We start from the raw sequence: 26391 nt of genomic DNA on the forward strand, positions 1-26391 counted from the left end.
GATGAAGCTATACACACACCCTCTGTCTGGTCATGCCCATCGGGCAACTGCCATGCTTTCGCTACTGAACGTTGATCATGAGGTGGTCGTTGTGGATCTGCAAAGCGGCGCGCATAAGCAACCTGACTATCTGAATATCAGCCCTATGGGTCAGGTTCCTGCGCTGGTGGATGGAGATGTGGTTCTGCGGGATTCCACGTCTATCCTGACCTATCTGGCGTTAAAGCACGACGCCGACCGCAGATGGTTACCCGCAGACCCGGCCATTGCGGCGCAGGTTCAGGAATGGCTGACCACCAGTGTCAAAGAAGTATTCGAAGGCCCGTGTGGTGCACGCATCTCCAAATTCTTCGGCGCGGCTATTGATTATGACGGAGCGGTTGAGAAGACACACAACTTGATGAGAATCATGTTCGAACCGCGTCTTGCGCATAACGACTGGCTGGCAGGTGATGCACCGACTATCGCGGATGTGGCCAACTACGGTTACATCGCTGCGGTCGAGGAAGCAGGCGTATCGCTGGCTGACTATCCGAATGCCCGTGAATGGCTTGCTCGGATCGAAGCTCTGGACGGATTTGTGAGAATCCAGTCCGTCGCCGAAATCATGGGTTCATCCGCTTGAATCTGTCCCGGAGCAAAGGATTTGCCATGAGCAAGATCAAGATCATTTACGGACATGACACCCTGTGCGGATGGTGTTTTGGCTTTACGCCGACGCTTGATGCTTTCGTGAAGTCGCATCCTGATGTCGAAATCGATATCGTTCCCGGCGGTCTGGTCAAAGGGAACCGGGTTGGAAGCTACGCTGATATGGCTGAATACATCGCCGAGGCAGAGATCAAAATGACGCGCGTGACAGGGCGCGCAATCGGTCAACCGTTCCGCGATATGTTGCAACAAGAGGACGCACCTCTCAGCATCTCGGCTCCGCCCAGCCACGCCATCCTGCAAATGAAGGACCTGGCCCCGGACCGGGCATTGGAATTTGCACATATCCTGCAAGACGAGCACTTCCTGAACGGAAAGGATCTAAACCTCGCTGCAACATATGACGAGATATGTGAGGCTCACGGCTTCCCGAAACTTGATACGGATGCGATTGTTATTGCCACCGAGGAAACACCTGCCGTTGATGAGAGTTATGCATTGTCAGCGTCGTTAGGAATTCAGTCTTATCCGACGATCCTCATCTTCTCCGAGGACGACACGTTGCTTGGCCAGATCAACTCTGAATATGAGTCAGAGGCGTTCCGTGCGCGGTTCGAGCAGATCGTCAAGACCGCTGCGGTTAATGAAATGGGTAATGTTTCGAGCTAATTCGGCGTTCAGCAAGCCTTGAAGCCGTCTGTCGTGGCCGCGGTTGGGCCACGACAGGTCTGCTTCACAAACGTTTCCCTTAGGAGAGCCGCGATCTGTCAAAGGACAACAGGCTCATCACATTGCAGCGTGAATTCGGATGTGACGACCTAGCGTCAACCCTTGCACCTTCTCCACAATCGAGCGGGCATCAATCCCATGGTGCTTGTAGAGATCGCCAATGGTTCCGGTTTGGCCAAAATGCTCGACCCCGAGCGAGATCGTCTGGTGCCCGGCGACTCCCCCAAGCCATGCAAGAGTGGCCGGGTGGCCGTCGATGGCGGTGACGATCTTGCAATGCGGTGGGAGCTCGCCCATCAGGGTTTCGGCATGGGAGCGGGCATGCGCGGTGCCACGTGAACGGGCCCGCTGCGCAGCAGTCCAGCCTGCGTTAAGCCGGTCCGCAGAGGTGACCGCAAGCACACCAACGTCACGCCGACCCTCACCGATGATACCCGCCGCCTTTATCGCTTCAGAAGCCACCGCCCCCTGATAGGCGATAACAACGTCGCAATTGGGCCCCGGCTTGCGCAACCAGTAGGCCCCATCGATGGCCCCCTGTCGAAAGGCGTCATCTTGCCGTTTTCCAGGCTGTTCGATAGGGTTGGTGGTCAGGCGTAGATAGACACTGCCGCCAGTCTCATCGCGCAGCCATGTCCGTTCATCAGGATCGCCTTCGCCATCCCGCTGCATGTAGTCGAATGCCCATTCCATGATCACCGCCAGCTCATCAGCGAAACCCGGTTCAAATGCGGCCAGCCCGTCCTGGCTCATTCCGATGAGCGGCGTACCGATGGATTGGTGGGCACCGCCTTCGGGCGCAAGCGTCACGCCCGATGGCGTGCCCACGATCATGAAGCGCGCATCCTGATAGCAGGCATAGTTCATCGCATCGAGGCCACGGCAGACGAAAGGGTCGTAAACCGTGCCGATGGGCAACAAACGTTTTCCAAACAGAGAATGTGAAAGACCAGCGGCCCCCAACAGCAGGAACAGGTTCATTTCAGCGATGCCAAGTTCGATATGCTGTCCTTCTGGCGTAAACGCCCATTTCGCTGTCGATGGAATACGGTGTTCAATGAAGGCATCCGCCTGTTCGGATCGGGCAAAGAGTTTGCGCCGGTTGACCCAGGAGGCAAGGCCCGTGGTCCCGGTCACGTCGGGTGATGTGGTGACGATGCGCGCCGCAAGTTCGCTGTCGCCTTTGGACAGATCATCAAGAATTTTGCCAAAGGCCGCCTGGGTCGAGATTTCGCGATCACTGCTGAACTCGACGGCAGGAACCGGCACTTTCGCATCGCTGAACCTGCGCGGGCCATCCGCGAAGAACGGAACGGTCTTCAGGAATCGTTCCAACTCGGCAGCATTATCCACCCCAGCTAACCGCTCCCATTCCTGACCTTCGGTGACACCCATGTGCTTTTGCCATTCAGCAAACTGGGTTTTGTTCATCAGCCCGCCGTGATTGTCTTTGTGGCCTGCGATGGGTGTGCCCCAGCCTTTGACGGTATAGGCAAGAAAACAGGTTGGGCGGTCGTGGTCGATGGCATCGAAAGTGTCGGCCATTGTCTCAACGCAGTTGCCGCCGAGGTTTTCCATCAATGCGGCCAGTTCGTCATCACTGCGCCGTTCTATCAGGGCGGAGACATCGCCTTGATCACCCAGATCATCCATGAGCCGTTCGCGCCATACAGCTCCGCCCATGAAGGTCAGGGCCGAGTATTCCTGGTTCGGGCAGGCATCGATCCAGTCACGAAGCTTCTCGCCACCCGGTTCCTCAAATGCAGCCCGCTGTAGTGCGCCGTGCTTGACGCTAACGACCTCCCAGCCAAAAGCGTCGAAGATTTTTTCGATGCGCTCAAACAGACCTTCACGAACAATCCCGTCGAGCGATTGCCGGTTGTAATCAATGATCCACCAGGTGTTGCGCAGGTCGTTTTTCCAACCTTCCTGTAAGGCCTCGTAGATGTTGCCTTCGTCTAATTCTGCATCGCCAACAAGCGCCACCATGCGGCCCATAGGGGAATCTTTGCCCCAGTCTTTTGCGGCGATATAGTCCTGAATAATCGAAGCGAATGAGGTAATTGCGACGCCCAAACCCACAGAACCGGTGGAGAAATCAACGTCGTCAATATCCTTGGTTCGCGAGGGGTAGCTCTGAACGCCGCCCAGACCCCGGAAATCTTCCAATTTTTCGCGGGTCTGGTTGCCCATCAGGTATTGGGCTGCATGGAAAACGGGTGAGGCATGGGGCTTGACGGCCACCCGGTCTTCTGGTCGCAGTGCGGAGAAGTAAAGCGCCGTCATGATCGACACCATCGAGGCGGATGATGCCTGATGCCCGCCGATCTTGATCCCGTCCACTTTGGGTCGGACGTGGTTAGCGTGATGGATCATCCAGTGTGAATGCCACAGCAGAAGCTGTTCGATGGTTTTCAGATGCGTAAGCGAAGCGGTCATGGCAAAGCTCCCCATGTCGGGTATTAGTCTTCTATCTCTGTGGTGACGATCTCGCCAGACAGAGAGACTGGATTGATGATCGTTTGTGCGTTGGGGCTGTGTTCGACGGCCTTTTTGTGCAGCTCTTCGAACTGTTCCGGGGTGCCGTCGCCTGTCACGTGAATCGTATAGCGGATTTCCGGGAAGCCCACCGGCGCATTGGTGCCAAGACCCATGAAACCGCGCAGATCCAGCGTGCCGTCAAAGTCGATCTTGACCGATTCCAGTTGAATGCCTTCCGCCGTGGCACCAGCCACAAACGCAACCATCATGCAAGAGCCAAGGCCTGATAGCAGCAGTTCCTGTGGGTTGGGTCCATGGTTATTGCCCATCAGTTGACGCGGTTCATCCGCCTTCCAGGTAAAGGAGCGGCTGACTCTGTGTGGGCCAACCAACATCGGTTTGGTCGACGACCGGGCGCGTGTGCCGCTTTCCCAGTCGATCTCGATGCCGTAGCTCATCAGGCCCTCTTCAGGATCGCCCGAAACTTCATTGACGAATTCGCTCAGGGCAGCGGTTGGGATAGAGTTGCGCATTAAGCAGCACCTTTCATGACAGGGATGGCGTTGAGAGCTTGGTCAAAGTCGGCGATCAGATCGTTTGCGTCCTCGATTCCGACAGACAGGCGGACGCAGCCGGGGTAGATGCCGATATCTGCGCGTTGCCGCGTCGTCATAGTGGCCTGCGAAGAGTTGAAGGGCAGGCTGATGAGGCTTTCAATGCCGCCAAGACTGGTTGCCTGTTTTGGCAGTCGCAGATGATCCATCAGGTCGAGAGCCGCTTGATCGCCACCTTTGACAAAGAAGGTGACGTTGCCAGTGCCCATCTTCATCAATTCCTTGGCACGGGCATGATCGGGGTGACTGGGCAGCATCGGGTAGAGCACTTTTTCCACGGCGGGATGGGTTTCCAGGAACTCAGCCAACGCAGTCGCCGAGGCCTCGTGTGCCTTCATTCGAATGTCGAGCGTTTTGAGACCACGCTCCAGCAGGAAGCAGGCGTGTGGATCAAGCGAGCCGCCATAGTTCAGCAGTCGTGGCCAGATCATGTCCACAAGCTTGCGCGGACCGCAGACCACACCGGCAATGAGATCAGAGTGGCCATTGAGATACTTCGACGCCGAGTGCACCACCAGATCCACACCCAATTCCAGCGGCTTCATAACCGGGGGAGGGGCAAAAGTGCTATCAACGATCAGGCGCAGGTTATGACGCTTGGCGATCTCGACAAGGGCAGGGATGTCCACCACCTTCAGAACCGGGTTGGTGATCACTTCGAAATAGAGGATCTGGGTGTTGGGCTGGATCGCCGCTTCGATTGCTTCAAGATCATAGCTGTCCACCAAGGTGGCAGACATGCCAAGCGACGGGAATTCCTGATTAAAGAGGTTATAGGTGCCTCCATAAAGGTCGCTGGCTGCGACTACATGCGCACCTTTATCGACAAGAGCCATAACCGCGGCCGTGATTGCCGCCATACCTGAGCTGAACACGATCGCGCTTTCGGCGCCTTCGAGTGTTGCGAGTTTTTCCTGTACCGCCCATTGCGATGGGTTTCCGTAGCGGGTGTAGATGAAACGATCCCGGCCAAACCCTTCCTCGATAGATCCATAAGTTTCCTCGTGCAGGATGAAGGTCGAGGTCTGGTAGATCGGTGTCCCTACGGCGCCGGTGCGGGGGTCGTCATGTGTGCCAGCATGAACAGCCTTGGTCGACATGCCCATGCCGTCCATCGGATGCGCATCCAGAAACGGTCCGGATTTGCGCGCGCGGTCCAGTTCGTCGATCCAGCCGCCTACTTTGCGTGTCGCAGCTTGGCTGGTTGCATCGCCATAAAGTGGTTTCTTAGTCATCTTATCCTCCAGTCAGGGCGTGCTATTCTGCTGCAATGGCGTTGTGTTGAGACAGGGCCGCCATCAAATCGTCGATCAGGTCGTCCAGGGTTTCCAACCCGACAGAGAGGCGAACGAGGCCTTCCGCGATGCCGTGCTCGGCGCGTTCTTCAGGCGTGTATGTGGAGTGGGTCATGCTTGCGGGGTGTTGGATGAGGCTTTCCGCATCACCAAGGCTAACCGCTCGCTGAATGAGCTTCAGGCGGTTCATCATGGCGATACCGCCTTCCTTGCCGCCGACGACCTCAAATGGGATCATGCCGCCAAAGTCCGACATCTGACGACGCGCAAGATCAGCTTGCGGGAAACTATCGAGACCCGGGTAGTGCACCATCGCGACCGCCGGATGGTCTTCGAGCTTTTTTGCGATTTGCATCGCCGACCGACAGTGCCTCTCGACCCGCAGTTCGAGCGTTTTCAATCCCCGCAAGAGCAACATCGCTGTGAACGGAGACATGACCGAGCCTGTCATGTCTTTCAGTCCGACCAGCCTAACTTGCTTCATATCGTCGGCGGAGCCAGCGATGAGGCCAGCCACCAGATCACCATGACCGCCCAGATATTTCGTGGCCGAATGCAGAACGATATCCGCGCCATGTTCCAGGGGACGTGTCAGTACGGGCGTCGCGTAAGTGTTGTCGACGACAACCTTTGCGCCGTTTGCATGTGCGATCCGAGAAACGGCCTCGATGTCCACAAGACGGTTGTTGGGATTGGCCGGTGTTTCGAAATACACAATCCTTGTGCGGTCAGTAATCGTACTGGTCAGATTTGCGGGGTCGGTAAGATCTACGGGTGTGACCTTAACGTCGAACTTAGTCAGCCCGTGGCTCAGGAAGGCAAACGTGCAGCCATAAAGCGTTTTGTCGATGATGACTTCATCGCCAGCCTCGACGAAGGTCCAAAAGACGGAAGTAATCGCACCCATGCCGGACGCAGTGGCCAGCCCGGCTTCGCCGCCTTCCAGGTTGGCGATGCGTTCCTCAAGCTGATCGAGTGTCGGGTTTGAGATGCGGCTATAGAAGTGTCCTTCCTGTTCTCCAGCGAACAACGCACCGCCAGCTTCAGCAGTGTCGAAAGTGAAGGTTGAGGTCAGATAGACGGGCGGGTTCAGCGACCCTTGGTGCTCTGAGGCGTCATACCCGTGATGGATGGCGCGTGTTGAAAAGCCGGCAATGTCTTTCTTCATGAGAAGCCCTCCTGATTGCATGGCACTTTAGGATAGATCGGAGGGCATTAGGTTGCTATCTTCGCCCTTATAATAACTTCAGTTGGAATATTATGCTAAAACCAGCGAAAATAGACGCCACAGATCGCAAGATGATCCGAGCCTTGCAGGAGAACGGGAGAATAACGAATCTCGATCTGGCAGAAGCGGTCAACCTGTCACCGTCGCCCTGTTTGAGACGGCTTAGAAACCTCGAACAGAAAGAGGTAATCAGAGGTTACAGCATCGACGTTGACTCCGCAGCTTATGGTCTTCCGATCACTATTTTCGTCCGCGTGACATTAGATGGGCATACGGCAAGTGTTGTCGGTCTGTTCGAAGAAGAAATACGTAACATCCCGGAAGTTCTCGAATGCTACGTTATGACGGGGGCCGCCGACTACTTGTTGCGGGTTGTGGTCTCGGATCTCGAAGACTATGAGCGGTTCGTCCGGCAGCGCCTGCATAAAATTGGGCACATCAGGTCAATCGATACCAGTTTTGTCTACGGTATTGTGAAGAAAACGCAGGTTTTCCCTGAGCTTGATGTTTAGTCTACGGAAGACAAGGGACGACGCGCCATCCGGTCAGCCAAGCTTTCGCGGCGTGGAAACTCGGCCAGCGCACACCTTATCTCGTCTGGCGTTGTCAGATGTCTCAACCAGGTATCGCCAGCAATGATCTCTGCATAGTACGGGATTTGCATAAGCCGCTTGTCGGAATCTTCTTCAATTCGCATCGTGTAATAGCCGATCTGGTGATAGTACATCGTGCGCGCTCTCACCAACGCCGACATCGCGTCGTGACCAAATCCTTCGAAAACCCACTGATAGAGCGAAATCCGTTTATGATCGATAAATCGCAGGGTGCGCGCTGCCAGCTTTGATGTTTTGCTCCACTCCCGAACCGCCACATCAAGCGGGGCATCGAATTGGGGGCTCAGAACCCAGACATAGGCCAGTGCCAGATATTGGGCGCGGGGTTCATCAGCTGCCTCTTCAAGTGCTTCAAAAAAAGGGTGAACGTTGGTCGCCAACCAATCCTTCAGCAGAGCGCGGTACAGAGCATCTCGGTTTTTGAAGTGCCAATAAAAACTTCCGGGCGTCACTTTGAGCTTGCGCGCCAGCGGCTCTACTTTGACAGCCGAGATGCCACGTTTGATCAACACCTCCCGCGACGCTGAGATCCAGTCCTCTGCGGAAATAGACCCTGCCTTTGGTGCTCTTTTCTTGGCGCTCAATTAGGTTTCCAATCCATAAATCTGCTGACTAGCTTGCTTTCCTTTGACAAAGCCCATCGTAACGGGTCTCGTTAGCTAGGTCTTCGCGGGCTAATACCAAATCTGAAGCACTATCCAATGCTGAAACTTGCCGCCCGATCATTTCCCACACGGCTTCCAGTTGGGCAGCTCTAACATGCATTCGATAGCTCTGAGGTTGATTATGGCGATAGAGAAGCGTGCCAAACCCGTGCCAGAGCCGTGAAACTGAGGGCGATGGAGAGTCACCCACAAATTCCGTCCCAGTTGCGATCAGTCGTTCCGCATTTGGTCCGGCAAGGGATATCACCGCGTATGCCGCGCTGAAGTCTGAGACGGCTATGTTTCGGTCAGCATGCCATCCATCAGTCAAACACAGCCCGTTCACGACCAAAAGACGATCGCGTCTTTGACGCAATGCATAAACGTCCCCCACTGCAAGATCTGCTCCGCCTGCGGTCGCAGCATCCATGTCACAGGCCGCGAGGCAGTCGTTAAGCGCACCACTGATCACAGTTTGTCGTTTCAATGTAACAAGGCGGGCTTCGATGTTTTCTCCTGTCAATTCAGGGCGGGCATTACCCAAAGCCGGTGGCCATTTGTGGCGATCATCACGCATCGATCCGAACTCCTTCAATATCAAACGCACAAGAGGACGTTATTGTTGCATGGCGGGAACTGCCCATATGACTGATTTCTACCTTCTCACCCATGGCCGCCAAACCGCCGGTTACCAGAGCAAGTGCGATCGGGCGTTCCAATGCCACACTGTCGTGGCTCGACGTTACGTATCCTAGCGAACGCCGATCAGAACCTTGTCCCGTAACGATGTGCGCGCCGACAGGAAGCAAAGGTTCACCGTTGTCTACTGAGAGGCCTACCAACTGCTTGCGGTCCTCTCGGTTGGCATTATCGGTGTGAAGGCTCCGGTCACCAACAAAGGCAGCCGACTTGCGGAGGCGAGGGGCACCAAAGCCAAGGTCATGGGGCATTGTCTCACCTTCGGTGTCTTTGCCGACCAATATGTATCCTTTTTCGGCGCGCAATGCGATCAGCGCTTCTGCCCCTACAGGGCCAGCCCCATGAGGTTTGCCAACGGCGATAGCCCGTTGCCACAAACCTGAGACGGCGTTGTTGGGTACTGATATCTCGAAGCTGGTATCCCCGGTGAAGCTGACCCGCGCGACACGGGCCGGAGCACCTTCGAATGCGCCAAGTCTAAGTGACATATGTGCAAATTCTTCCAGCGTGTCCAAGACAGCGAGCTCTTCAACAATGGCGCGCGCCTTTGGCCCGGCTATCGTCACGGTGGACCAATTTTGCGAGGCATCATGGATATGGACACGATAGGGATCGAAACTGTCCTGCCGCCAGTGTTCGAGATGCGCCATAACCGCATCCGCATGTGATGATGAGCATGAGATGATGAAACGCGTGTCGTCCACACAAGCCATGACCCCATCGTCAAAGACAAGTCCGCCCTCGGTCAGCACAAACCCATACCTGATGCGGCCCGGTTTCAGGTTAGACATTGTGTTGTAGTAGATGAAGTTCACAAAAGCACGCGCATCGGGGCCGATCACTTCGATTGCACCGAGGGCCGAGCCATCCATGATCGCAGCCGCTGATCGGGCCATCAGACATTCACGTGTCACGGCGCTTTTTTCATCGTCCTCACCATACCAAGCGGGGCGCAGCCAGCCGCCATATTCTCCAAGTGCGGCTCCAAGAGCGCGATGCTCAGGCTCAAGCGTCAACCGTTTGAGCGGCGCAACCTGTGTGTCGCGATGCGCACCTCGGTAGGCTTCAAGCGGAACGGGCACAAAAGGTGGGCGGAACGTGGTGGTACCTACTTCCGGGATTTTCTGGCCCTTCAACTCAGCCATGGCTGCCAGTCCGGCGATATTGGACGTCTTGCCCTGATCGCCTGCCATGCCCAGGGTGGTATAGCGTTTCAAATGCTCGACAGAGACCATGTTTTCGCGATGGGCCAACGCCACGTCCTTGAGCGTGACATCGTGTTGGAAATCAATCCACTGACGCCCCTCAGTGTTGCTCGTATCGGGCAGCAGGGGCGGTATGCTATAGATCCGGCGCTTGGGCGATGGAGCATTGAGGGCTGCGCTTCTCGCTTCCTCCTCAAGCGCGTCCCTTTCAAATGTTCCGTTCGCGGCGCCGATCACACGCATCCAATCCGGTCCGGTGGAGGGCACAAATGTCTGTCGACCGTCATCCCAGTCCAACTTCCCGCCTGCATGGCGCCAGAGATGAACCAACGGTGTGAGCCCGGCTGACGCCAGGATCGTATCACAAGCGTGGGTTTGTCCGGAGAGTTGGAGACCTTTGATAGCCTGAGCCCCGATTGTTTTAGCTGCACCCGACTTCGGATCGAGCAAGTCCACATTTGCACCAGCGTTTTCCAGTTGTGCAGCCACATTTGCGGCGTCCGGGCGATTTGTCAGGATAGCAATCCGACGCCCGACCAGGATGCCATAGCGGGCAAGAAACTCCGCGCCTGCATCCAGTGACATTACACCAGGGCGGTCATTATTTGAAAAGGTGATAGGGCGGTCCACCGCGCCTGTGGCAACGATGACATTTTCAGGACGCAATTTTCGAACGACAGGCGCAACTCCAACTCCGCGATCCGTTAAGATCGAAATCGCCTGGTGATCATAGACGCCAATCGCACTGGTATTGCTCAGAACACGACCACCGGCATCCTCAATCGCATATAGCTGTTCATCAACCCAATAAGACGGCGCGTCAGCGGTGTCATTGGGATAGCGATAAGAGCTGCCGCCAAATTCGGGATGATCATCGATCATCAGGACCGACTTGCCAGCTTTGGCAGCGGTTCGCGCTGCCATTAGTCCAGCGGGCCCACCGCCTATGACCAGTGTTTCGCAGTGATCGTGCAATATGGTCGCTTCAAAGTTGTCCTGGACATCTGCGCTAAGCGTGCCAATCCCGGCCATTCTCCGGATTATCGGTTCAAACAGGTGCCAGTTTGGCCACATGAATGTTTTATAGTAGAATCCGGCAGGTAGGAACCTGTGTGCGAAATCCAGTACGCCTTTGAGGTCTCTCTGCGCCGTTGGCCAGGCATTGACCGAGCGGACCACCATTCCTTCAATCAGTTGAGTTGTGGTCGCCTGACAGTTGGGATAGGCGATGCCGCCAAATTCGATATCGACAACCGCGTTCGGGTCGTCAAACCACGCGCCCCAAACACCGCGTGGCCGGTGGTATTTGAAGCTGCGGCCAAATATGCGAACACCGGACGCCAGCAGCGCGGACGCGACGGTGTCACCTTGAACGCCATGATACGTTTTGCCATCAAAGCGAAAGCTGAGTGGCCTTGAGCGGTCGATCAACCCGCGCGTTTCGATGCGATGCCCGGTCATGCCACATCCTTCCGCATTGGCGTAGTATCCAGAACTTCCATCGTGGCGCTGTCGCGCTCCATAACGAAGTATTCCTGACAGGTTGTATGAACCCAGATCTCGCGGGTTGGACCCTTTGCGTTTTTGCAAAAAAACAAGTAGTCAGCCCACTCTTTGTCGCTGACCTCTTGAGTAGTGTCAGGACGTGTTTTTCCGGCCTCACCCGCGAAACGGAATTCTCGTTCGTCGCGAAGACCACAAAATGGACAGGGGAAGCGTTGCATTCATTTCTCTTTCTTCAGTGTGCAATGCCTGAACCAGCGGCCTCGTCCAGGAGGCGACCGGTGCGAAAACGATCAGGATCGAAGGGGCGGCTGATGTCGTGGTGTTGGCCAGTCACAAGCAAATGGGCAAAGACGTATCCACCACCCGGGATCGCCTTAAACCCACCCGTGCCCCAACCGCAGTTTATGTAGATACCCTCGGTGCCTGAAGGCCCTATGAGCGGGGAACTGTCCGGGCTGACATCCACATTGCCCGCCCAGTGACGTAGCAGTTTGACTTTGGCCAACGCGGGTGCCATCTCGATGATGCCTGACAGAACCGTTTCCTGCATTGGCGTATTGCCACGTTCGGCATATGACGGGATACGATCCAACCCGCCACCAATCACCAGCCCACCCTTGTCGGACTGACTAAAGTAGCTGCCCGTCATTGGTGAGAAGGCTACGGTATCCATCACCGGCTTTATCGCCTCGGTGACGAAGGCCTGAAGGGCATATGAATGGATGGGCAAGTTGTACCCCCCCATTTCGGCCAGCACCGAGGAATGCCCAGCCACAGCAACCCCGACGCGTTCCGAACGGATCTTGCCCAACGTGGTCTCGACGCCTTTGCAAATACCTCCTTCGATCAGAAAGCCAGTGACTTCGCAATTCTGAATGATGTCGACGCCATGCTGATCAGCTGCACGGGCGTAGCCCCAGGCCACCGCATCGTGGCGCCCAGTGCCACCGCGCCCTTGGTAAATGGCCCCATGGATCGGATAGCGGGCGTCACTGCTGTAATTCAGGATCGGTGCTTTCTTCTGCACGTCTTTGACGTCAAGCAGTTCAGAATCAACTCCATTAATTTGCATCGCGTTTACAGTGCGCGAAGCGATTTCCATCTCGGCCTCGGAATGGGTCAATACCATCATTCCACGCTGCGAGAACATCACGTTGTAATTGATGTCCCTTGAGAGCTTTTCATACAAACTGACCGACAGATCATAGAGCTGGGTGCTTTCCGGATAGAAGTAATTCGACCGGATCACCGTCGTGTTTCGACCGGTATTGCCGCCCCCCAACCAACCTTTCTCGATCACGGCGACCTTACGCACACCGTGATTTTTGGCCAGATAGTAAGCGGTCGCCAGACCATGGCCGCCCCCACCAATGACTATTACATCGTAGGCGTCCTTGGGGGCTGGGCTCCGCCAGAGCGGAGCCCAGCCCTTGTGGCCCCGCAAACCTTCGCGAAAGACCGAAAATGCCGAATAGTGGCGCGACATTGTGTGTCCTTTGTGTTGTCAGCCCAGCAGAAGTTCCGGCAGCCACAATGCGACGCCGGGGATGAATGTCGTCAGAAGCAGGGTCGGCAACCACGCGAAGCCGATGAAGATCATGGTCGGACCAAGCATCTTCTGCACGGGTGCATCGGTGACGCGCGCGCCAAGAAACAGCAAAGGTGCTGTCGGTGGCGTGATGTTTCCCATGCCCAAGTTGACGCCAAGGATTGCGGCAAAATGGATCGGATCCACGCCGACACTTTTCGCGATTGGCAAAAGCAGCGTCGCACTCAGGATCAGGCCGCTGAAATCGTCCATGATCATGCCGATCAAGATCATTGTAAGATTGATCATCAGCAAAACCACAATCGGGTTTTCTGAGATCGAAAAGATCAAGTCCTCAGCCATACCGGGAATGTCTTCGAAGATCAGAAACCGGCTGACGATCAGAACCATGAAGATCATGACCATGACAACACCGATGGTGACACCGGATTCTTTCAGAGTTTCCAAGAATATTTTCCAGGTCAGGCCTTTGTAAACGAAAAAGCCGATTGGGATCGCATAGATCACCGCAACGCCTGCCGCTTCGGTTGGGGTCATAATACCACCGTAGATGCCACCCAGAATGATAATGGGCATCATCAGCGCCGGAAAAGCGACCAAGGTTTTGCGGCTGAAAGCAAGGATAAGCTGCTCGCGCTCTTCTGGTAATACAATATCGGTCTGCTTACGCATCATGATCAGGTTGATGATCACAAGCAGCGAGGCGACGATTATTCCAGGCACGACGGTAGCCAAAAAGCACTTGAGGACCGATTGCTGGGTGATCCAGGCATAGATCAGCTGCGCCGAGCTAGGCGGGATAAGAAGCCCTAGCGGGCTTGCCGCCACTAGAAGCGCCGCAGAGAACCCCTCAGGGTAGTTGGCTTTGCGCAAATGAGGCATCATGACCGAACCGATGCAGGTCAAGGTCGCAGCACCGCTGCCGGAGATGGCACCAAACATGGCACTTGCGACCACGGACGCCCCGGACAGACCGCCCCGGATGCGGCCCAGCAGCATTTCGGCCAGATCGACGATCGGAGAAGCAATCTTGCCGTTCTTCATGATGTCGCCCGCAACAATGAAGAGAGGAATCACGAGGATCACGACCGTGTTCATTTTCCAATGGCCGGTTGGCAAAAAGCCCGACACATCGTGGCCACCGGTATAAGCCAGAAAGATTAGAACTCCGCCAAAGGCGATTGGAACAGCAACACCCGCAAACAGCAGGGCGCAGATGAGTAATACTGAAATACCGACAACCATTATGGATGTCCCTTCCCAGGATTGCCGGTAATGCCGCTCTTATCCATCTGAGCAATTACGCCTGCAGTTCTGAATTTCAGAAGTACGTAGAGGTGGAGCGCGCTGTAAAAGGCCATGAACGAAAACCCGACGAATATCCCGAGCCGTGGGACAAAGAAGGGAATGCGCAAAGCAATCGTGGTCTGCCACTGGGGATACGAGGCGATCTCATCCCGTAGCATCAGGATCGCCCAATAAATCAGAAAACAGGTTACAACTAACTCAACCGAAGTGATGATGACCTTTCGCCACCAGACGATTGTTGGGTTGGTTAGCCAGCTTTCCAGAATATCGGCTTTGATCTGACTGTCTTCGTATGTGCCGACAGCGCTACCAAGAAAGAACAGCCAAAAGCACATTGGCATCAGCCACTCTTCATAGGCAAAGAGGTCGCTCTTCAACACGTAGCGAAGGAGCACGACCATGAAGAAGGTCAGTGCCAGGATGAAGGTCGAGAGCATCAGGAAGGCAGACTTTATCTTTATCAGCCGCCTGACGGTTTGCCCCAATTTGGGGGGGAGTTGATCGGCAAGTTCTATCACGGTAACCACTCCAGAATTGGCAAAGTGGGCCAGGGAGAAAGGCCCACGTCGCTGGGCTTCAATTGGCGGTCAGGCGGTCAAGAATGTCCTGTCCGACGACGTCCGCCACATTCGGCCACACGGTCGCCTGTATGTGCGCCTTAATGGCATCCCGCTCTTCTTGCGTGAATTCTACGATTTCCCAGTTCGCATCGACCAACTGATTCACAAAGCCCTGGCTGCGTTCCCAGGCCAGTCGGCTAATCTCTGCAGCAGCTGCGGCGGTTTCCTTTTCAACGACGGCACGCTGTTCATCATTCAGCTCATCATAGAAGCCCTGGTTGGCGTAGATCATCGTGCTTTCAATGAACGCATTGTAAGGAACATAGGTGTTGCCCACGTCGCTGGCCGCAAAGGTTGTGTAGGCCCATTCCGGCGTACAACAGATAGCACCATCAATGGTGCCGGCCTGTACGGCTGGGAACACTTCAGCCCAGTTCAGGGTTGTTACCTGATAACCCAGCTCTTCCATGGTTTGCTTCGCGATCTGTGAAGACCACGCGCGCACGTTCATTTCCTGGTTGCCCAAGCCGGTTGGGTCCGCAGGCCGCTCGGTTGCGATCATGCCGATCAGGCCCTCGCCAATGGTCGCCAGCGGCTGGATACCAAATGACGTCAGGATCTCTTCAAGAATTTGGTTATATGTAGAATTTGGATCGCCATAGACCGCATCCAGTTCTTCCTTGGTGGTGACAAGGAAGGGGAGGCTGTTGATCTCCAAGCGCGGATCTTTCTGCGCATAAACCGTGGCATGAACCATATCCACGTTGCCTCGGATGGCGCTCTCAAGAAGCTCTTCACCGGACCCGAGCTGGCCCGCCGGGAAATATTTGACTTTGAGGCCGACACCGGCGTTTTCCATGTTCTCCGCCATTTGTTCTAGCACGGCGTTGCCGAAGTGTTCTGCAGGTACGGTACCAGCGATGCGAAGGCGCACATCTTGCGCAATAGCGGCTGACGCAGCCAGCGTCGCTGCGGCAGTCATCATCATCAGACGTGACGTGAAATTCATTTCTATTCTCCCGTTGGTTTAAGAATTTGGCTAAACAGCAACTCTTGAACATAGGTTGCCCTATGGTCAAACATAGGGATGTAAATTACGCTATGGCAAGTATTAGTTTTTTCGCGGGCTTTGACACAAGTTGCGCTCGTAGAACGGATAGGGCTCCGAAATCCTGTCATTCTTGACTAGGTTATTGATAGAAAGAGCTATTCTCGAACGCGGGTGAAAATGCCGTTGGTACCGCGGGAGTCAGCGTCGCAATGGGTGAAAGTCCGTTTGCGGCGTCTCTTTCTTCCGAGAGCCCGAATCAATTGCGCGGCATTCAGGCGAGGTAGCCGGACGTCGAGATCTATGTTTCGCTTAGCAGGTTTTGGACAACTGGTCAGTCAGCATCAGGCGCATCAGACTCATCCGAGGTCTGGAGGCAGTCAATTTGATAAATCCAATTGCATAGCTGATTTGCTATAGTTTAGTTTTCAGGACTCAAAGCACGCCACGGGATCTGATTGTGACCAGCCGAGGACAATTGGCTAAGAAATGACAAGTCTCAAAACGCTCCGAAGGCCTAAGCAGCATCATGACTTGCAACATGCTCAGCACAAAGACATATGAGCGTCGAACCCGGTTGATACCACCGATACTCATGCCCGCAATACTTTGAACGATGGATGAAGCTACAACAACATTTGAAATCTTTGTTCAGAATAAGTTTTCTGATCTCGAAGTGTCTTCGGTGGCAACCGTTCTATCAACAGCCAACCAGGTCTTGAATCGGAAATGCTTTCGTTGGGTTTTTGTATCGGACACACCGGGTTTGGTACAAAGTCGCAACGGGATGATCGTAAGGGCTGAACCGTCGGTTTTTGATCACAACCTGAAAGAATTTATGGTTGTCGTTGGTGGTGACCGAATAAATTCAAGTGCGTGGTCACCAAGGGCCAGAGCGATGCAACGAAGCAATCGTCATGTCGTGATGCTGTCAGAGGCGGCAACCGCATTTATTCGTGACTATCGAAGTAGAAGCTTTTGCGCGACCACTCATTGGCGCGATGTTCAGGTTTTGGAGGAATTGGGTGACTTTCCAAATGTATCGCTTCGATATGCTGAGGTCTCTGGAAGTCTAGTCACGTCGACAGGGGGAAACTACACAAGCGAGTTGGTCATTGATCTCATCGCCAGTAGTTTATCACACCAAGAAAAAGCGGAAATCGGCAGTCGTCTGGTTCTGCAATCGATCCGCGACAGAAGGTCCAAACAGCCCTGCGGTACAACCTATTTGATGAACGCGTTCGGTCCACAAATTCTTAGGGCTATTCGGATTATGGAAGATAACGTCGAATGCCCGATTTCGACACGAAATATCTCCATGAGGTTAGGATTGTCGGTTCGTCAGCTTGAGCGAGTGTTCACGAAATACACCGGAACTTCTCCAGGTCGATACTACAAAAAGATTCGGGTCGGGAGAGCACACAACCTTGTCACAGAAACCAACATGACGCTGGTCGATGTCGCGCTGGCCACCGGTTTCGGATCTGTTGCAAGCTTAACCAGCGCATATCGAACCGAATTTGGGAAAAGCCCGCGCGAGATACGAGTTAAGGGTGGGCACAGCTTAGAATAGGTATGATTTCAATCCTGTCCTGTCCTGTCCTGTCCTGTCCTGTCCTGTCCGAACCTGCGGCTCAAATAAACAAAAAAGGCTGCGCGAACTATCGTTTAGCGCAGCCCGTTCCTGATTGAAGGAATTGGATGTTGACCTTTGCCGAAAGGTCTACCCAATGCCCACTCTCTGAGGATTACAACATCATGAGGGCGACGTTGCCGGCTACGACGGCGATTGTCAGCGCGATCATGATGGAAGCATCCTTAATAATTTTTACGCTGTTAGACATCTCGGTGACTCCTGGGTTTGCAGGTGTTTCTCAGGCGCAGCTAGACTTCATTTTGAGTCTGTAGAAGTGCCATTTTTGCATGCCTGATATGCAGTTTCGAGATAGAGGCCGCATTGGGCGAGCTGCAAAAAATGAAGCGTATTGAGTCGTAAGACTGGCGCGTGTCAAAGATTGAAAACACCCAAGACGCAGGTTCAAGACCTTCGGTTATTCACATATCACAAAGTAACAAAGTCAAGATTTGCTCAATTGTTTTGAAGTGAGGCGCCGCGTGAAGATCGTGGCTGTCAGATCTTCATCTGGTTTTCGGATGCGACTTAACAACACCAGTGTGATGATCGCCAAGCATATTGAGACAACCTTATTACCATCATTCATCAAATCAATGAATTTTGAAATACCAGAATTGTTTCAAGCAATAGCCTAAACTACGTCCTTTTGGCACGAAACACCACCTTTCCCGGTCTGCGCTCAAACACGATTTAGATGTGGCAGCAGACCACGACAAAACCACAGGAGACAACCATGAAACATCTACTGATCAGTGCTGCTGTTGCTGTTGCAAGTTTAAGCTTCACACCGGCGTCTGCTGATGATGTCCGTGTTAGCTATGAGACCGTCGACGGCGTCAAGATCTTCTATCGGGAGGCAGGGGACCCTGTCGATCCGGCCATCGTTTTGTTGCACGGATTTCCCAGCTCCTCTCATCAGTACCGAAAGCTGCTCGCCGAGCTGTCTGACGATTATTATCTGATCGCGCCTGATTATCCTGGGTTCGGGTCCAGCGACTTCCCGTCGCCCGACAGCTATAGCTATACGTTCGACAATATTGCGGAGACCGTAGACACTTTCCTTGAGCAGATGGGCGTCGACAATTTCTCGATGTATATGCAGGACTATGGCGCACCCGTTGGATTTCGGATTGCTACAGCTAGTCCCGAAAAGATTGAAACGCTGATCATTCAGAATGGCAATGCCTATGCTGAGGGCGTTAATCCAGAAACCTGGGCCCCAGTGACCCATCTTTGGGAGAACGGGCGCGATGCAGAATACGAAGCAAAGCTGATCCCTAACATCTTTTCGGTCGAAGGCCTGCGCTGGCAATACACGCATGGCACGCGCAATCCGGATGGCATCCTGCCTGACAACTGGCTGCTGGATCACCAGGCGATGAGCCGACAAGGGATGCATGACGTCCAGCTTGGGTTGATCTACGACTATCGCAACAACGTGGCCAAATACCCCGAGTGGCAGGCTTACATGCGTGAGCACCAGCCTCCTGCTTTGATCGTGTGGGCCAAGAATGACGCGTACTTTCCGGTTCCGGGTGCCGAAGGCTACCTTCGTGATTTGAAGGATGTGGACTACAACATCCTTGATACCGGACATTTCGCGTTGGAAGAGGATGGCGATGTTATCGCACTGCGCATGCGCAACTTCTTGTCAAAGCGGTTGGCACGTTGACGTGTTCGCAACTCTGTCTTTGAAACAAACTGCCGCGCTGGCAACATGTGGTGCCAGCGCGGCGACGCGGAAAACAAGAAGAACGCTGTCTAAAGGAGCGACCGGTGACTGAGACATCTATTATCATCAGAGAGTTGAACCGATTTCCTGTAAAAGGCCTATCCGCAGAGTCGCTTACGTCAGTGAGTGTTGTCGCGGGTGAGGGAATACCAGGAGACCGGCTTTTTGGGTTTGCGCGATTCAATTCGGGCTTCGATCCCGAAGACCCCAAGCCGTTGCCCAAAGATCGCTTCGTTGTTCTCCTGAAAGTTGCGGGTCTGGCGGGTTTGCGAACAATGTTCCATAGCGAGACCCAAGAACTGGAAATCCGGAAAGGCAGTGACACCCGTATCTTCGATATGCGCGATCCGGAGGCCTCCAACGGAGCGGCCGGGTATTTGCACGGCGCATTGGAACTCTCTGATCCACACCCTCCCACTTTTGTGTCTTCGGCACCGCATCGCTTCACTGACGTGTCGGTGGTTTCGCCACAGATGATGAACGCGATCTCGTTTATAAACCTCAACTCCGTGCGGGACATCGAAAAACGGGTTGGTGCAAAGATACATCCTGATCGGTTTCGGGCCAATGTCGTAGTCGATGGTTTGCCATCATATGCCGAGCTTGATGCGGTCGGCAGTACTTTGAAATTCGGAGAAGTCGCGTTTCGGATTTTGTCTCGCACTAAGCGATGTGCGGCGACTGAAGTGAACCCGGAGACGGCTAAGCGCGATTTGAAAATGCCGTATCTGCTCCGTAAAGAGCTTGGTCACATGGATATGGGCGTCTATGTCGAAGTTGTCTCGGGTGGCACTTTGAACGTGGGGAAGGCCGGGGAACTACAGCTCCCGTAACACTGGCACGACGGTCAACGTGTGTCTGAGCCACCGCACTCATAGTTAGTTTCCGTGCGCCTAGTTCAGAACGGATGTGGCTTTCAGGCGATCCTTCGCGAGATCAATAAAAGCCCGGATTTTTGCTGGGGCTCGACGCCCTTCAACATGCACCAGATGGATGGGCAACGGAGCGGGTTCGTACGTTTCAAGAACCGCCTCCAATGTACCGTTCTCAAGATAAGGTCCAACTTGATAGGACAGAACACGGCACAGCCCCCAGCTGCGCTTGGCAACAGAAATCGCTGTTGCCACACTACTGACCGTCAAACGGGGTTTGATGCGCACTGTATCCTGCATGTCATGGCCGAAGCGCCATTCAGTCGTGGGGCTGACAGGAGAGGCGGAGACGATTTGATGGGCTTGCAAGTCGGCTGGAATACTCGGTCTACCGTTTGCTTCAAAGTAGCCCGGCGTGCCGCACACTATCCGGCGCACCTGTCCAACACGAACCGCAGCCAGACCGGACGAAGGCAGCTCGCCAATTCTGACGGCGAGATCAAAACCTTCCTCAACCATGTTCACAATCCGATCAACCATCAATACGTCGGCGGTCACGGCAGGGTGTGTATCGAGAAATTCGGTGAGGATGGGCGCTACATAGATGCGTCCAAATTCATTTGAACACGTTATCCGAAGCTGCCCAACTGGATTTGTCGCCGCACCTTTGGCCGCATCATCAGCGGCTTGCATCTGGGCCAAAACATGGCGCGCGTCCTCAAGATAGGTCTGGCCAAGCTCGGTGAGCCGTACTTTACGTGTTGTCCGGGTAAACAGGCGCACCCCCAAACGTGCTTCGAGCGCATTAACGCCCCGCGTGGCTGATGGCGCGCTCAGTCCGCTTTTGCGCGCACCGCCCGCGAAGCTCTCTGCTTCGGCAACAGCGATGAAAACCTCAAGACTTTGCAGTCGATCCATATCGGAATCCGCCTCACAATGATCGTTTCATGAAATAATGTCTTTCACACTCGAGTTATTAATTCATTTGATGGCAGAGGTTATCAATACCGAAAGCGCAAATCTTTTTAGACAAAGAGGTACTGGACATGTCAACTGAACCGCCCCGACACCCGTTGCCACCGTTTAGCAAGGCGACGGCTATTGAAAAGGTTCGCCTCGCAGAGGACGGCTGGAACGGCCGGAATCCAGCAAAGGTCGCACTGGCCTATACGCCCGACAGCAAGTGGCGAAATCGGGCGGAGTTCCCGCAGGGCCGTGCCGAGATCGAGGAGTTCCTGACCCGCAAATGGAATAAGGAACTCGACTACAGGCTGATCAAGGAGCTCTGGGCCTATACCGATAACCGTATCGCGGTCCGCTATGCCTACGAGTACCACGACGACAGCGGGAACTGGTTTCGCGCCTATGGCAACGAGAATTGGGAATTCGATGAGAACGGCTTCATGGCCTATCGTCACGCGTCCATCAACGAAAAACCGATAACGGAAGCCGAGCGCAAGTTCCGCTGGCCTTTAGGTCGGCGTCCTGATGATCACCCTGGTCTGAGCGACCTTGACCTATAAGACTTGAAGAGAACGGAAAATCACAATGACACCGATTAAACTGTACCGTAACCCGAAATCCGGACACTGCCACCGGGTAGAACTCATGCTGGCGCTTCTGGATCTGCCCTATGAAACCATTGATCTGGACATGGCCAATGGCGCTCACAAGGCACCGGATTACCTGAAGATTAGCCCTTTCGGTCTCGTTCCAGCCATTGATGATGACGGTTATACCATGGCCGATTCCAACGCGATCCTTGTCTACCTCGTACAAAACTATGCCAAAGACTCCAAGTGGATGCCACAGGGTCCCAAAGAGGCAGCCGAGGTTCAACGCTGGCTCACGGTGGCTGCTGACAACATCTATTCCGGTCCATGCGCTGCGCGACTGGTCAAGGTTTTTGGTGTGCCGCTTGATCACGGGGCGGCTGTTGCAAAGGCCCATGCGCTTTTCAAGATGATGGACGCGCATCTGGACGGTCGGGACTGGTTGGCAACCGACAGTATCACGATCGCGGATGTGGCGGGCTACAGCTATATCGCACACGCACCCGAAGGCGGCGTTGATCTTGCACCATATCCAAATGTCCGTGCATGGCTCGCCCGGGTCGAAGCAGAGCCAAAGTTCGTCGGCATGGCGACCTCGCCGATCCCGGCATTAGCATAGCTCAAAGAACCGCCGCTGTGGTGGCGGTATCCACTTTAGGATTGGAAAGGCAAGTGACATGGCTGATGCATTGGTAGAAAATCCCTTTCACACGGGCGAACGCGAAGCGCAAGAACGGGCCGGTGTTGGCGACATGTCGGAATGGGCTGGAGGGTTTATCCGCGACTACTTGCCGGAGCAGCACCGGGAGTTTCATACGTCACAGCCTTTCCTTGTGGTCGCCGGCGCGGATTCCGATGGCCGAACCTGGGTCACGCTTGTGGATGGCGATGAAGGATTTATTCGCTCGCCCGACAAACGATCATTGACGCTCAACACGCAGATCGACGACCAGGACCCGCTGGCCGATGTATTCAATGCAGGCACAGATGTTGGCGTCGTTGGGATTGAACTGGCGACGCGACGACGCAATCGGTTTAGCGGACACATTCGTAAATCTGCCGACGGCTATGACATCGACATTCGCCAGACCTTTGGCAATTGTCCGCAATACATTCATGAGCGAGCCTGGACCCGTGTTGAACGCGGGATACCTGTCGCGGCAGAAAAAAGTTCACAGCTGTCGCGTTCACAGATTGCGCTGATTCAGCGTTCGGACACGATGTTCATTGGCTCAGGTCACCAACAGGGCGCGGATGTGCCTTCGCGAGGATACGATGCCTCGCACCGTGGTGGCGCTCCCGGTTTTGTCCATGTTTCTGATGCGGGGCACCTGCACATCCCGGATTACGCAGGCAACAATCTCTTCAACACTATTGGCAACCTGATCACTGACCCGCATGTCGGATTGGTCTTCGTCGACTTTGAGACAGGTGGCCTGTTGCATGTTTCCGGACGTGCAACCGTCGATTGGCAGCCCAAAAACGCGCATGACCCCGATGCATGGCGCATGATCAATGTCGAAATTGACGCCGTCGTTGCGCGTCCTGGCGCAGTTTCTTTGCGATGGGCGAAACAAGATCATCTGACTCGCCGCTTGAAAGTGGCGCGTCGTGTGAAAGAGGCGAAAGACATCACATCCTTTTACCTCAGCCCAGCTGACGGCAAACCGTTGCATTCCTTTGAAGCAGGGCAGCACTTGCCGATTGAAATCCAAATCCCCGGTCAGGTCGGGACCTCTAAGCGCAGCTATTCTTTGTCCGGTGCACCGGGCTCCACGTCCGGGTATCGCTTAAGCATCAAACGAGAAGAGAAGGGTCTCGTGTCTCGGTTCTTTCACGACGAACTCCGGGAGGGTAGCGTCATTGAGGCCTCAAACCCGGCAGGTGACTTCGTGATCCCCTGCAGCAAGTGCCCGCTAGTTCTTGTCAGTGCGGGCGTTGGTGTGACACCAATGGTGTCGATGTTGCACGCAGCAAAGGCGGCAAATGGTGCGCGCCCGGTCTGGTTTGTGCACGGCGCGCGGAACGGACAGGAGCACGCCCTACGCAATGAAGTTGACTGGCTTCTGGCGGACTTCCCTGCAGCACAGCAACACATCTTCTACAGTCGCCCCAACACTGGTGATACTTTTGACAAGAACGGTCGGATCACTGCTGCTGCACTACTGGAGATGGTGACTGGACCTGACGCACACTTCATGCTTTGCGGGTCTGCGCGCTTCTTGTCTGAGATCACAAATGATTTAGAGGCAGCAGGTATACCTGCTGCAAACATTCATTCCGAGATGTTTGGGCCGTCGGCCTAAGCAACCAAGCTCAGAGCGTTTCACCGTTGTTCAAACAGAAGCGCTGGGCGTCGCTCGAGCGTTCTAGATTCCTCGACACCAATGATCATTCTTCTCATTCGCCAAATCTATGAGTCCGCAGAGCTGTGTCGGCATGTTGTGCTTGGCAAGGTAGTTGATGGCGTTTGGCGGCCGAGACAGAGCCATGCAACAGGCTGCATAAACTTGCGGGCCAAATCTGGGGGATCGGTAGGTTTTGTGTAGCCACTGACCACATGACGAGCAATCTAGATGTGATCGTAGGCAACAAACCACGCAAGCTTTGTGATCTTGTGGTAGCACTCTTCTGCCGCCCCAATCACGCTGCATGCTGGGTCAGTGATCAGGTCCCGCTCTTTCACGATGTAGACTGAAAGCACCGCTTCTTCGTGTCCTTTTACCGGAATGCCAATTCGCTCAGCGACAGTTCCGACTGACGCAGCGCGAGGTCAACTACTGGCTGCCTTATCCCGCCAGGGATACAGTTCCCGATCCGGCCGGGATGTAAGCGGCGATCCTCCCGGCCTGCTTCGCCAGACGCACTATAACGGGCAGACCATCGGTGGAACGTTTCCACCGCGGCGTCATTTGAGCGGGTGGCACGGTACGCAGTCGAATGTCCTCCATGGCTTCTGAAGCAAAGAAGTCTTGTAACGGATACGATATTTGAGAGTACTCAGCGGGAAACGGGCGTAGCGCCAAACGAGGGTGTCGTGATTATGGATTTCATCCCAAGTTCGAAAGTGAACTGCCGGGCAAGACCGTTCTTTTGCAACAAGGTTTGTTTCTAAGTTTCGTCTTTGAGTACGTGGCTTTTGAGGTGACTTTGATCCTGCGCAGCCATTTGATACTCATACTTCCTTGTCATCCTGGGACGACGAGGCGCATCTGATAACCCTGCTCCGGATGCAACCAATTTCCGTTCTGGTAGAACGCAATCATTACATCCCCCTCCAAAGCCTTTGAAACCGGGGTATTTCGGGATTTCTTTGCCGAATCAGCACCTTCCGCCAGTAGTCAAGAGCCCGCGGGATCGACGGCGGCTTCTTCCAAAAGTGCTGCGAATGGAATAGAGAAGCCGAAAAGTTTGAAAAGAACCCGGTCCCGATCTGATTTTTGTCTCGCAAGCAACACAAAAACTTCCAATCCGTCGAAAGGTTATCCCATGACCGAAACCAGCTCGAAGAAGCGCGACTTGATCGAGGGGCGTGCCGCCCTGATCGTCATAGATATTCAGAAGTCCACCTTCGCGCCCTTGGCGAACGATGAACGGGCTATCGCACATATGCCCGACTACGCTGATCGCATGGCGCGGACAAAATTGGCAATCGACAAGGCCCGCGAAGTCGGTATTCCGGTGATCTTCATTCAGGAAATCCACCGCTGCGATCTTGTTGACATGGGTCGGGAAACTGATGGGGACGAAGACGTTCATTGCCTGGACAACAACCCGCTGACGGAACTTGCGGTAGACGAGCTGGGCATCCGGCCGGATGACTACAGAATCCAGAAACGCCGCTACTCGGCATTCTACGGGACTGACCTGGAAATCTTGCTGCGCGGATTGAAGGCGGAAACCCTCCTTCTGACCGGAGGTTTGACCGATGTTTGCGTGCACTACACTTTCGTTGATGGGCATCAGGGCGATTACTTTTGCCGCGTGATTGAAGATTGCGTTGCAGGATCGAGTTTTGAGGCGCATCAGGCATCACTCAAGGCCATGGAATACCTGCAACATGGCGCGATCCAACCCATCGACGCGGTTATGGCCGCGATGGATGCGCACGCGCAAAGTCATGCCTAGTCAGTACAACTTCGCGGCGGCGGGTTTCGCACTCTCTACCTCGGCCATTCTGAGCTTCATAGACAACTTCGTTGCATCGGTTGCTGAAGAAGCGGGGCTTTGGCAGTTTCGGTTGTTTCGCACGATGTTTGCACTGCCGATGCTGTTGGTGGCAAGCCGGATGATGGGGCGGTCTCCGCGCCCGGTTAACCACAAGGGCCTGATTGGCCACAGCCTTATCGTGTCTTTTGGGTTGTTGATTTACTTCGCCTCGGTGGGCAACCTGCCTGTTGCGCAGGGGGCGCAGGCCTGTTTAGCGCACCCCTCTGGGTGGTGCTATTGACAGTCTTTTTGTTTCGC

At 54.5% G+C, this 26391-nt stretch carries 25 protein-coding genes; 11 read left to right on the forward strand and 14 right to left on the reverse strand.

Translation table 11 applies throughout. The features are described from left to right. Position 1: 1 nt before the first annotated feature. Positions 2-625 (forward strand): glutathione S-transferase family protein, encoded by a 624-nt coding sequence (locus Q1B13_RS19280; protein WP_299083098.1) that lies wholly within the window; start codon positions 2-4, stop codon positions 623-625. Positions 626-651: 26 nt separating this feature from the next. Then, complete coding sequence (locus tag Q1B13_RS19285) at positions 652-1320, forward strand: DsbA family protein (protein ID WP_298934614.1); 669 nt, start codon at positions 652-654, stop codon at positions 1318-1320. Positions 1321-1437: 117 nt separating this feature from the next. Here Q1B13_RS19285 and Q1B13_RS19290 read toward each other — a convergent pair whose 3' ends face one another. Genes Q1B13_RS19290 through Q1B13_RS19305 form a run of 4 tightly spaced genes read right to left on the reverse strand, consistent with a single transcriptional unit; the run spans position 1438 to position 6938 of the window. Next, complete coding sequence (locus Q1B13_RS19290) at positions 1438-3819, reverse strand: 1-deoxy-D-xylulose-5-phosphate synthase N-terminal domain-containing protein (protein WP_299083100.1); 2382 nt, start codon at positions 3817-3819, stop codon at positions 1438-1440. Positions 3820-3842: 23 nt separating this feature from the next. Further along, positions 3843-4394 (reverse strand): OsmC family protein, encoded by a 552-nt coding sequence (locus Q1B13_RS19295; RefSeq protein ID WP_299083102.1) that lies wholly within the window; start codon positions 4392-4394, stop codon positions 3843-3845. Then, the gene (locus tag Q1B13_RS19300) at positions 4394-5710 is read right to left on the reverse strand and encodes an aminotransferase class I/II-fold pyridoxal phosphate-dependent enzyme (RefSeq protein ID WP_299083104.1); all 1317 of its coding nucleotides are present in this window, start codon (positions 5708-5710) and stop codon (positions 4394-4396) included. The genes Q1B13_RS19295 and Q1B13_RS19300 overlap by 1 nt, the downstream gene beginning before the upstream one ends. Positions 5711-5732: 22 nt before the next feature. Further along, the gene (locus Q1B13_RS19305; RefSeq protein WP_299083106.1) at positions 5733-6938 is read right to left on the reverse strand and encodes a methionine gamma-lyase; all 1206 of its coding nucleotides are present in this window, start codon (positions 6936-6938) and stop codon (positions 5733-5735) included. Between the two features lie 92 nt (positions 6939-7030). On the opposite strand from Q1B13_RS19305, the gene Q1B13_RS19310 reads away from it, so the two are divergent. Next, positions 7031-7510 (forward strand): Lrp/AsnC family transcriptional regulator, encoded by a 480-nt coding sequence (locus Q1B13_RS19310; protein WP_299083108.1) that lies wholly within the window; start codon positions 7031-7033, stop codon positions 7508-7510. Here the strand turns inward: Q1B13_RS19310 and Q1B13_RS19315 are convergent. From Q1B13_RS19315 to dctP, 8 genes are read right to left on the reverse strand one after another with little or no spacing between them, the layout of a single operon-like run. Then, the gene (locus Q1B13_RS19315) at positions 7507-8196 is read right to left on the reverse strand and encodes a TetR/AcrR family transcriptional regulator (RefSeq protein ID WP_299083110.1); all 690 of its coding nucleotides are present in this window, start codon (positions 8194-8196) and stop codon (positions 7507-7509) included. The two genes, Q1B13_RS19310 and Q1B13_RS19315, sit on opposite strands and share 4 nt — an antisense overlap. A gap of 28 nt (positions 8197-8224) precedes the next feature. Next, a complete protein-coding gene (locus tag Q1B13_RS19320; protein WP_299083112.1) occupies positions 8225-8833 on the reverse strand; it encodes a hypothetical protein in 609 nt (202 codons plus the stop codon). After that, the gene (locus tag Q1B13_RS19325) at positions 8826-11621 is read right to left on the reverse strand and encodes a 2Fe-2S iron-sulfur cluster-binding protein (RefSeq protein ID WP_299083114.1); all 2796 of its coding nucleotides are present in this window, start codon (positions 11619-11621) and stop codon (positions 8826-8828) included. Before Q1B13_RS19325 ends, Q1B13_RS19320 begins: the two co-directional genes overlap by 8 nt. Further along, positions 11618-11884 carry a sarcosine oxidase subunit delta gene (locus tag Q1B13_RS19330; protein ID WP_299083116.1) on the reverse strand — a complete coding sequence of 89 codons (267 nt, stop codon included), beginning with the start codon at positions 11882-11884 and terminating at the stop codon, positions 11618-11620. Before Q1B13_RS19330 ends, Q1B13_RS19325 begins: the two co-directional genes overlap by 4 nt. Positions 11885-11898: 14 nt before the next feature. Then, a complete protein-coding gene (locus Q1B13_RS19335; RefSeq protein ID WP_299083118.1) occupies positions 11899-13152 on the reverse strand; it encodes a sarcosine oxidase subunit beta family protein in 1254 nt (417 codons plus the stop codon). Between the two features lie 18 nt (positions 13153-13170). Further along, positions 13171-14460 (reverse strand): TRAP transporter large permease, encoded by a 1290-nt coding sequence (locus Q1B13_RS19340; protein WP_299083120.1) that lies wholly within the window; start codon positions 14458-14460, stop codon positions 13171-13173. Then, on the reverse strand, positions 14460-15041 hold the full coding sequence (locus Q1B13_RS19345) for a TRAP transporter small permease (RefSeq protein ID WP_299083122.1): 582 nt from the start codon (positions 15039-15041) through the stop codon (positions 14460-14462). The genes Q1B13_RS19340 and Q1B13_RS19345 overlap by 1 nt, the downstream gene beginning before the upstream one ends. A gap of 58 nt (positions 15042-15099) precedes the next feature. Further along, positions 15100-16017: a TRAP transporter substrate-binding protein DctP gene (gene dctP, locus Q1B13_RS19350; RefSeq protein WP_299800263.1), complete on the reverse strand. Its 918-nt coding sequence runs from the start codon at positions 16015-16017 to the stop codon at positions 15100-15102. Positions 16018-16747: 730 nt separating this feature from the next. Between dctP and Q1B13_RS19355 the strand changes: the two genes are divergently transcribed. From Q1B13_RS19355 to Q1B13_RS19365, 3 genes are all read left to right on the forward strand, one after another. Further along, positions 16748-17704 carry a GlxA family transcriptional regulator gene (locus Q1B13_RS19355; protein ID WP_299083124.1) on the forward strand — a complete coding sequence of 319 codons (957 nt, stop codon included), beginning with the start codon at positions 16748-16750 and terminating at the stop codon, positions 17702-17704. Between the two features lie 796 nt (positions 17705-18500). Next, positions 18501-19439, forward strand: a complete 939-nt coding sequence (locus Q1B13_RS19360) for an alpha/beta hydrolase (RefSeq protein WP_299083126.1) — start codon at positions 18501-18503, stop codon at positions 19437-19439. A gap of 104 nt (positions 19440-19543) precedes the next feature. Then, positions 19544-20332: an MOSC domain-containing protein gene (locus Q1B13_RS19365; RefSeq protein WP_299083128.1), complete on the forward strand. Its 789-nt coding sequence runs from the start codon at positions 19544-19546 to the stop codon at positions 20330-20332. Positions 20333-20392: 60 nt separating this feature from the next. On the opposite strand, the gene Q1B13_RS19370 is transcribed toward Q1B13_RS19365, so the two are convergent. Further along, complete coding sequence (locus Q1B13_RS19370; RefSeq protein WP_299083130.1) at positions 20393-21289, reverse strand: LysR family transcriptional regulator; 897 nt, start codon at positions 21287-21289, stop codon at positions 20393-20395. Between the two features lie 128 nt (positions 21290-21417). On the opposite strand from Q1B13_RS19370, the gene Q1B13_RS19375 reads away from it, so the two are divergent. The 3 genes from Q1B13_RS19375 to Q1B13_RS19385 are packed head-to-tail and all read left to right on the forward strand — an operon-like array spanning position 21418 to position 24230. Beyond that, the gene (locus tag Q1B13_RS19375) at positions 21418-21894 is read left to right on the forward strand and encodes a nuclear transport factor 2 family protein (protein ID WP_299083132.1); all 477 of its coding nucleotides are present in this window, start codon (positions 21418-21420) and stop codon (positions 21892-21894) included. Between the two features lie 25 nt (positions 21895-21919). After that, on the forward strand, positions 21920-22543 hold the full coding sequence (locus Q1B13_RS19380; protein ID WP_299083134.1) for a glutathione S-transferase family protein: 624 nt from the start codon (positions 21920-21922) through the stop codon (positions 22541-22543). 58 nt (positions 22544-22601) lie between these two features. Continuing rightward, positions 22602-24230 carry a pyridoxamine 5'-phosphate oxidase family protein gene (locus tag Q1B13_RS19385; RefSeq protein WP_299083135.1) on the forward strand — a complete coding sequence of 543 codons (1629 nt, stop codon included), beginning with the start codon at positions 22602-22604 and terminating at the stop codon, positions 24228-24230. An 882-nt stretch (positions 24231-25112) separates the two neighbouring features. On the opposite strand, the gene Q1B13_RS27045 is transcribed toward Q1B13_RS19385, so the two are convergent. Then, positions 25113-25262, reverse strand: a complete 150-nt coding sequence (locus Q1B13_RS27045; protein WP_366871117.1) for a molybdopterin-dependent oxidoreductase — start codon at positions 25260-25262, stop codon at positions 25113-25115. A 151-nt stretch (positions 25263-25413) separates the two neighbouring features. On the opposite strand from Q1B13_RS27045, the gene Q1B13_RS19390 reads away from it, so the two are divergent. Next, the gene (locus Q1B13_RS19390; protein ID WP_299083137.1) at positions 25414-26052 is read left to right on the forward strand and encodes a cysteine hydrolase; all 639 of its coding nucleotides are present in this window, start codon (positions 25414-25416) and stop codon (positions 26050-26052) included. Next, positions 26027-26374 (forward strand): hypothetical protein, encoded by a 348-nt coding sequence (locus tag Q1B13_RS19395; RefSeq protein ID WP_299083139.1) that lies wholly within the window; start codon positions 26027-26029, stop codon positions 26372-26374. Before Q1B13_RS19390 ends, Q1B13_RS19395 begins: the two co-directional genes overlap by 26 nt. Positions 26375-26391: the final 17 nt, after the last annotated feature.

Source organism: uncultured Ruegeria sp., from assembly GCF_947489545.1.
Lineage (GTDB): Bacteria > Pseudomonadota > Alphaproteobacteria > Rhodobacterales > Rhodobacteraceae > Ruegeria.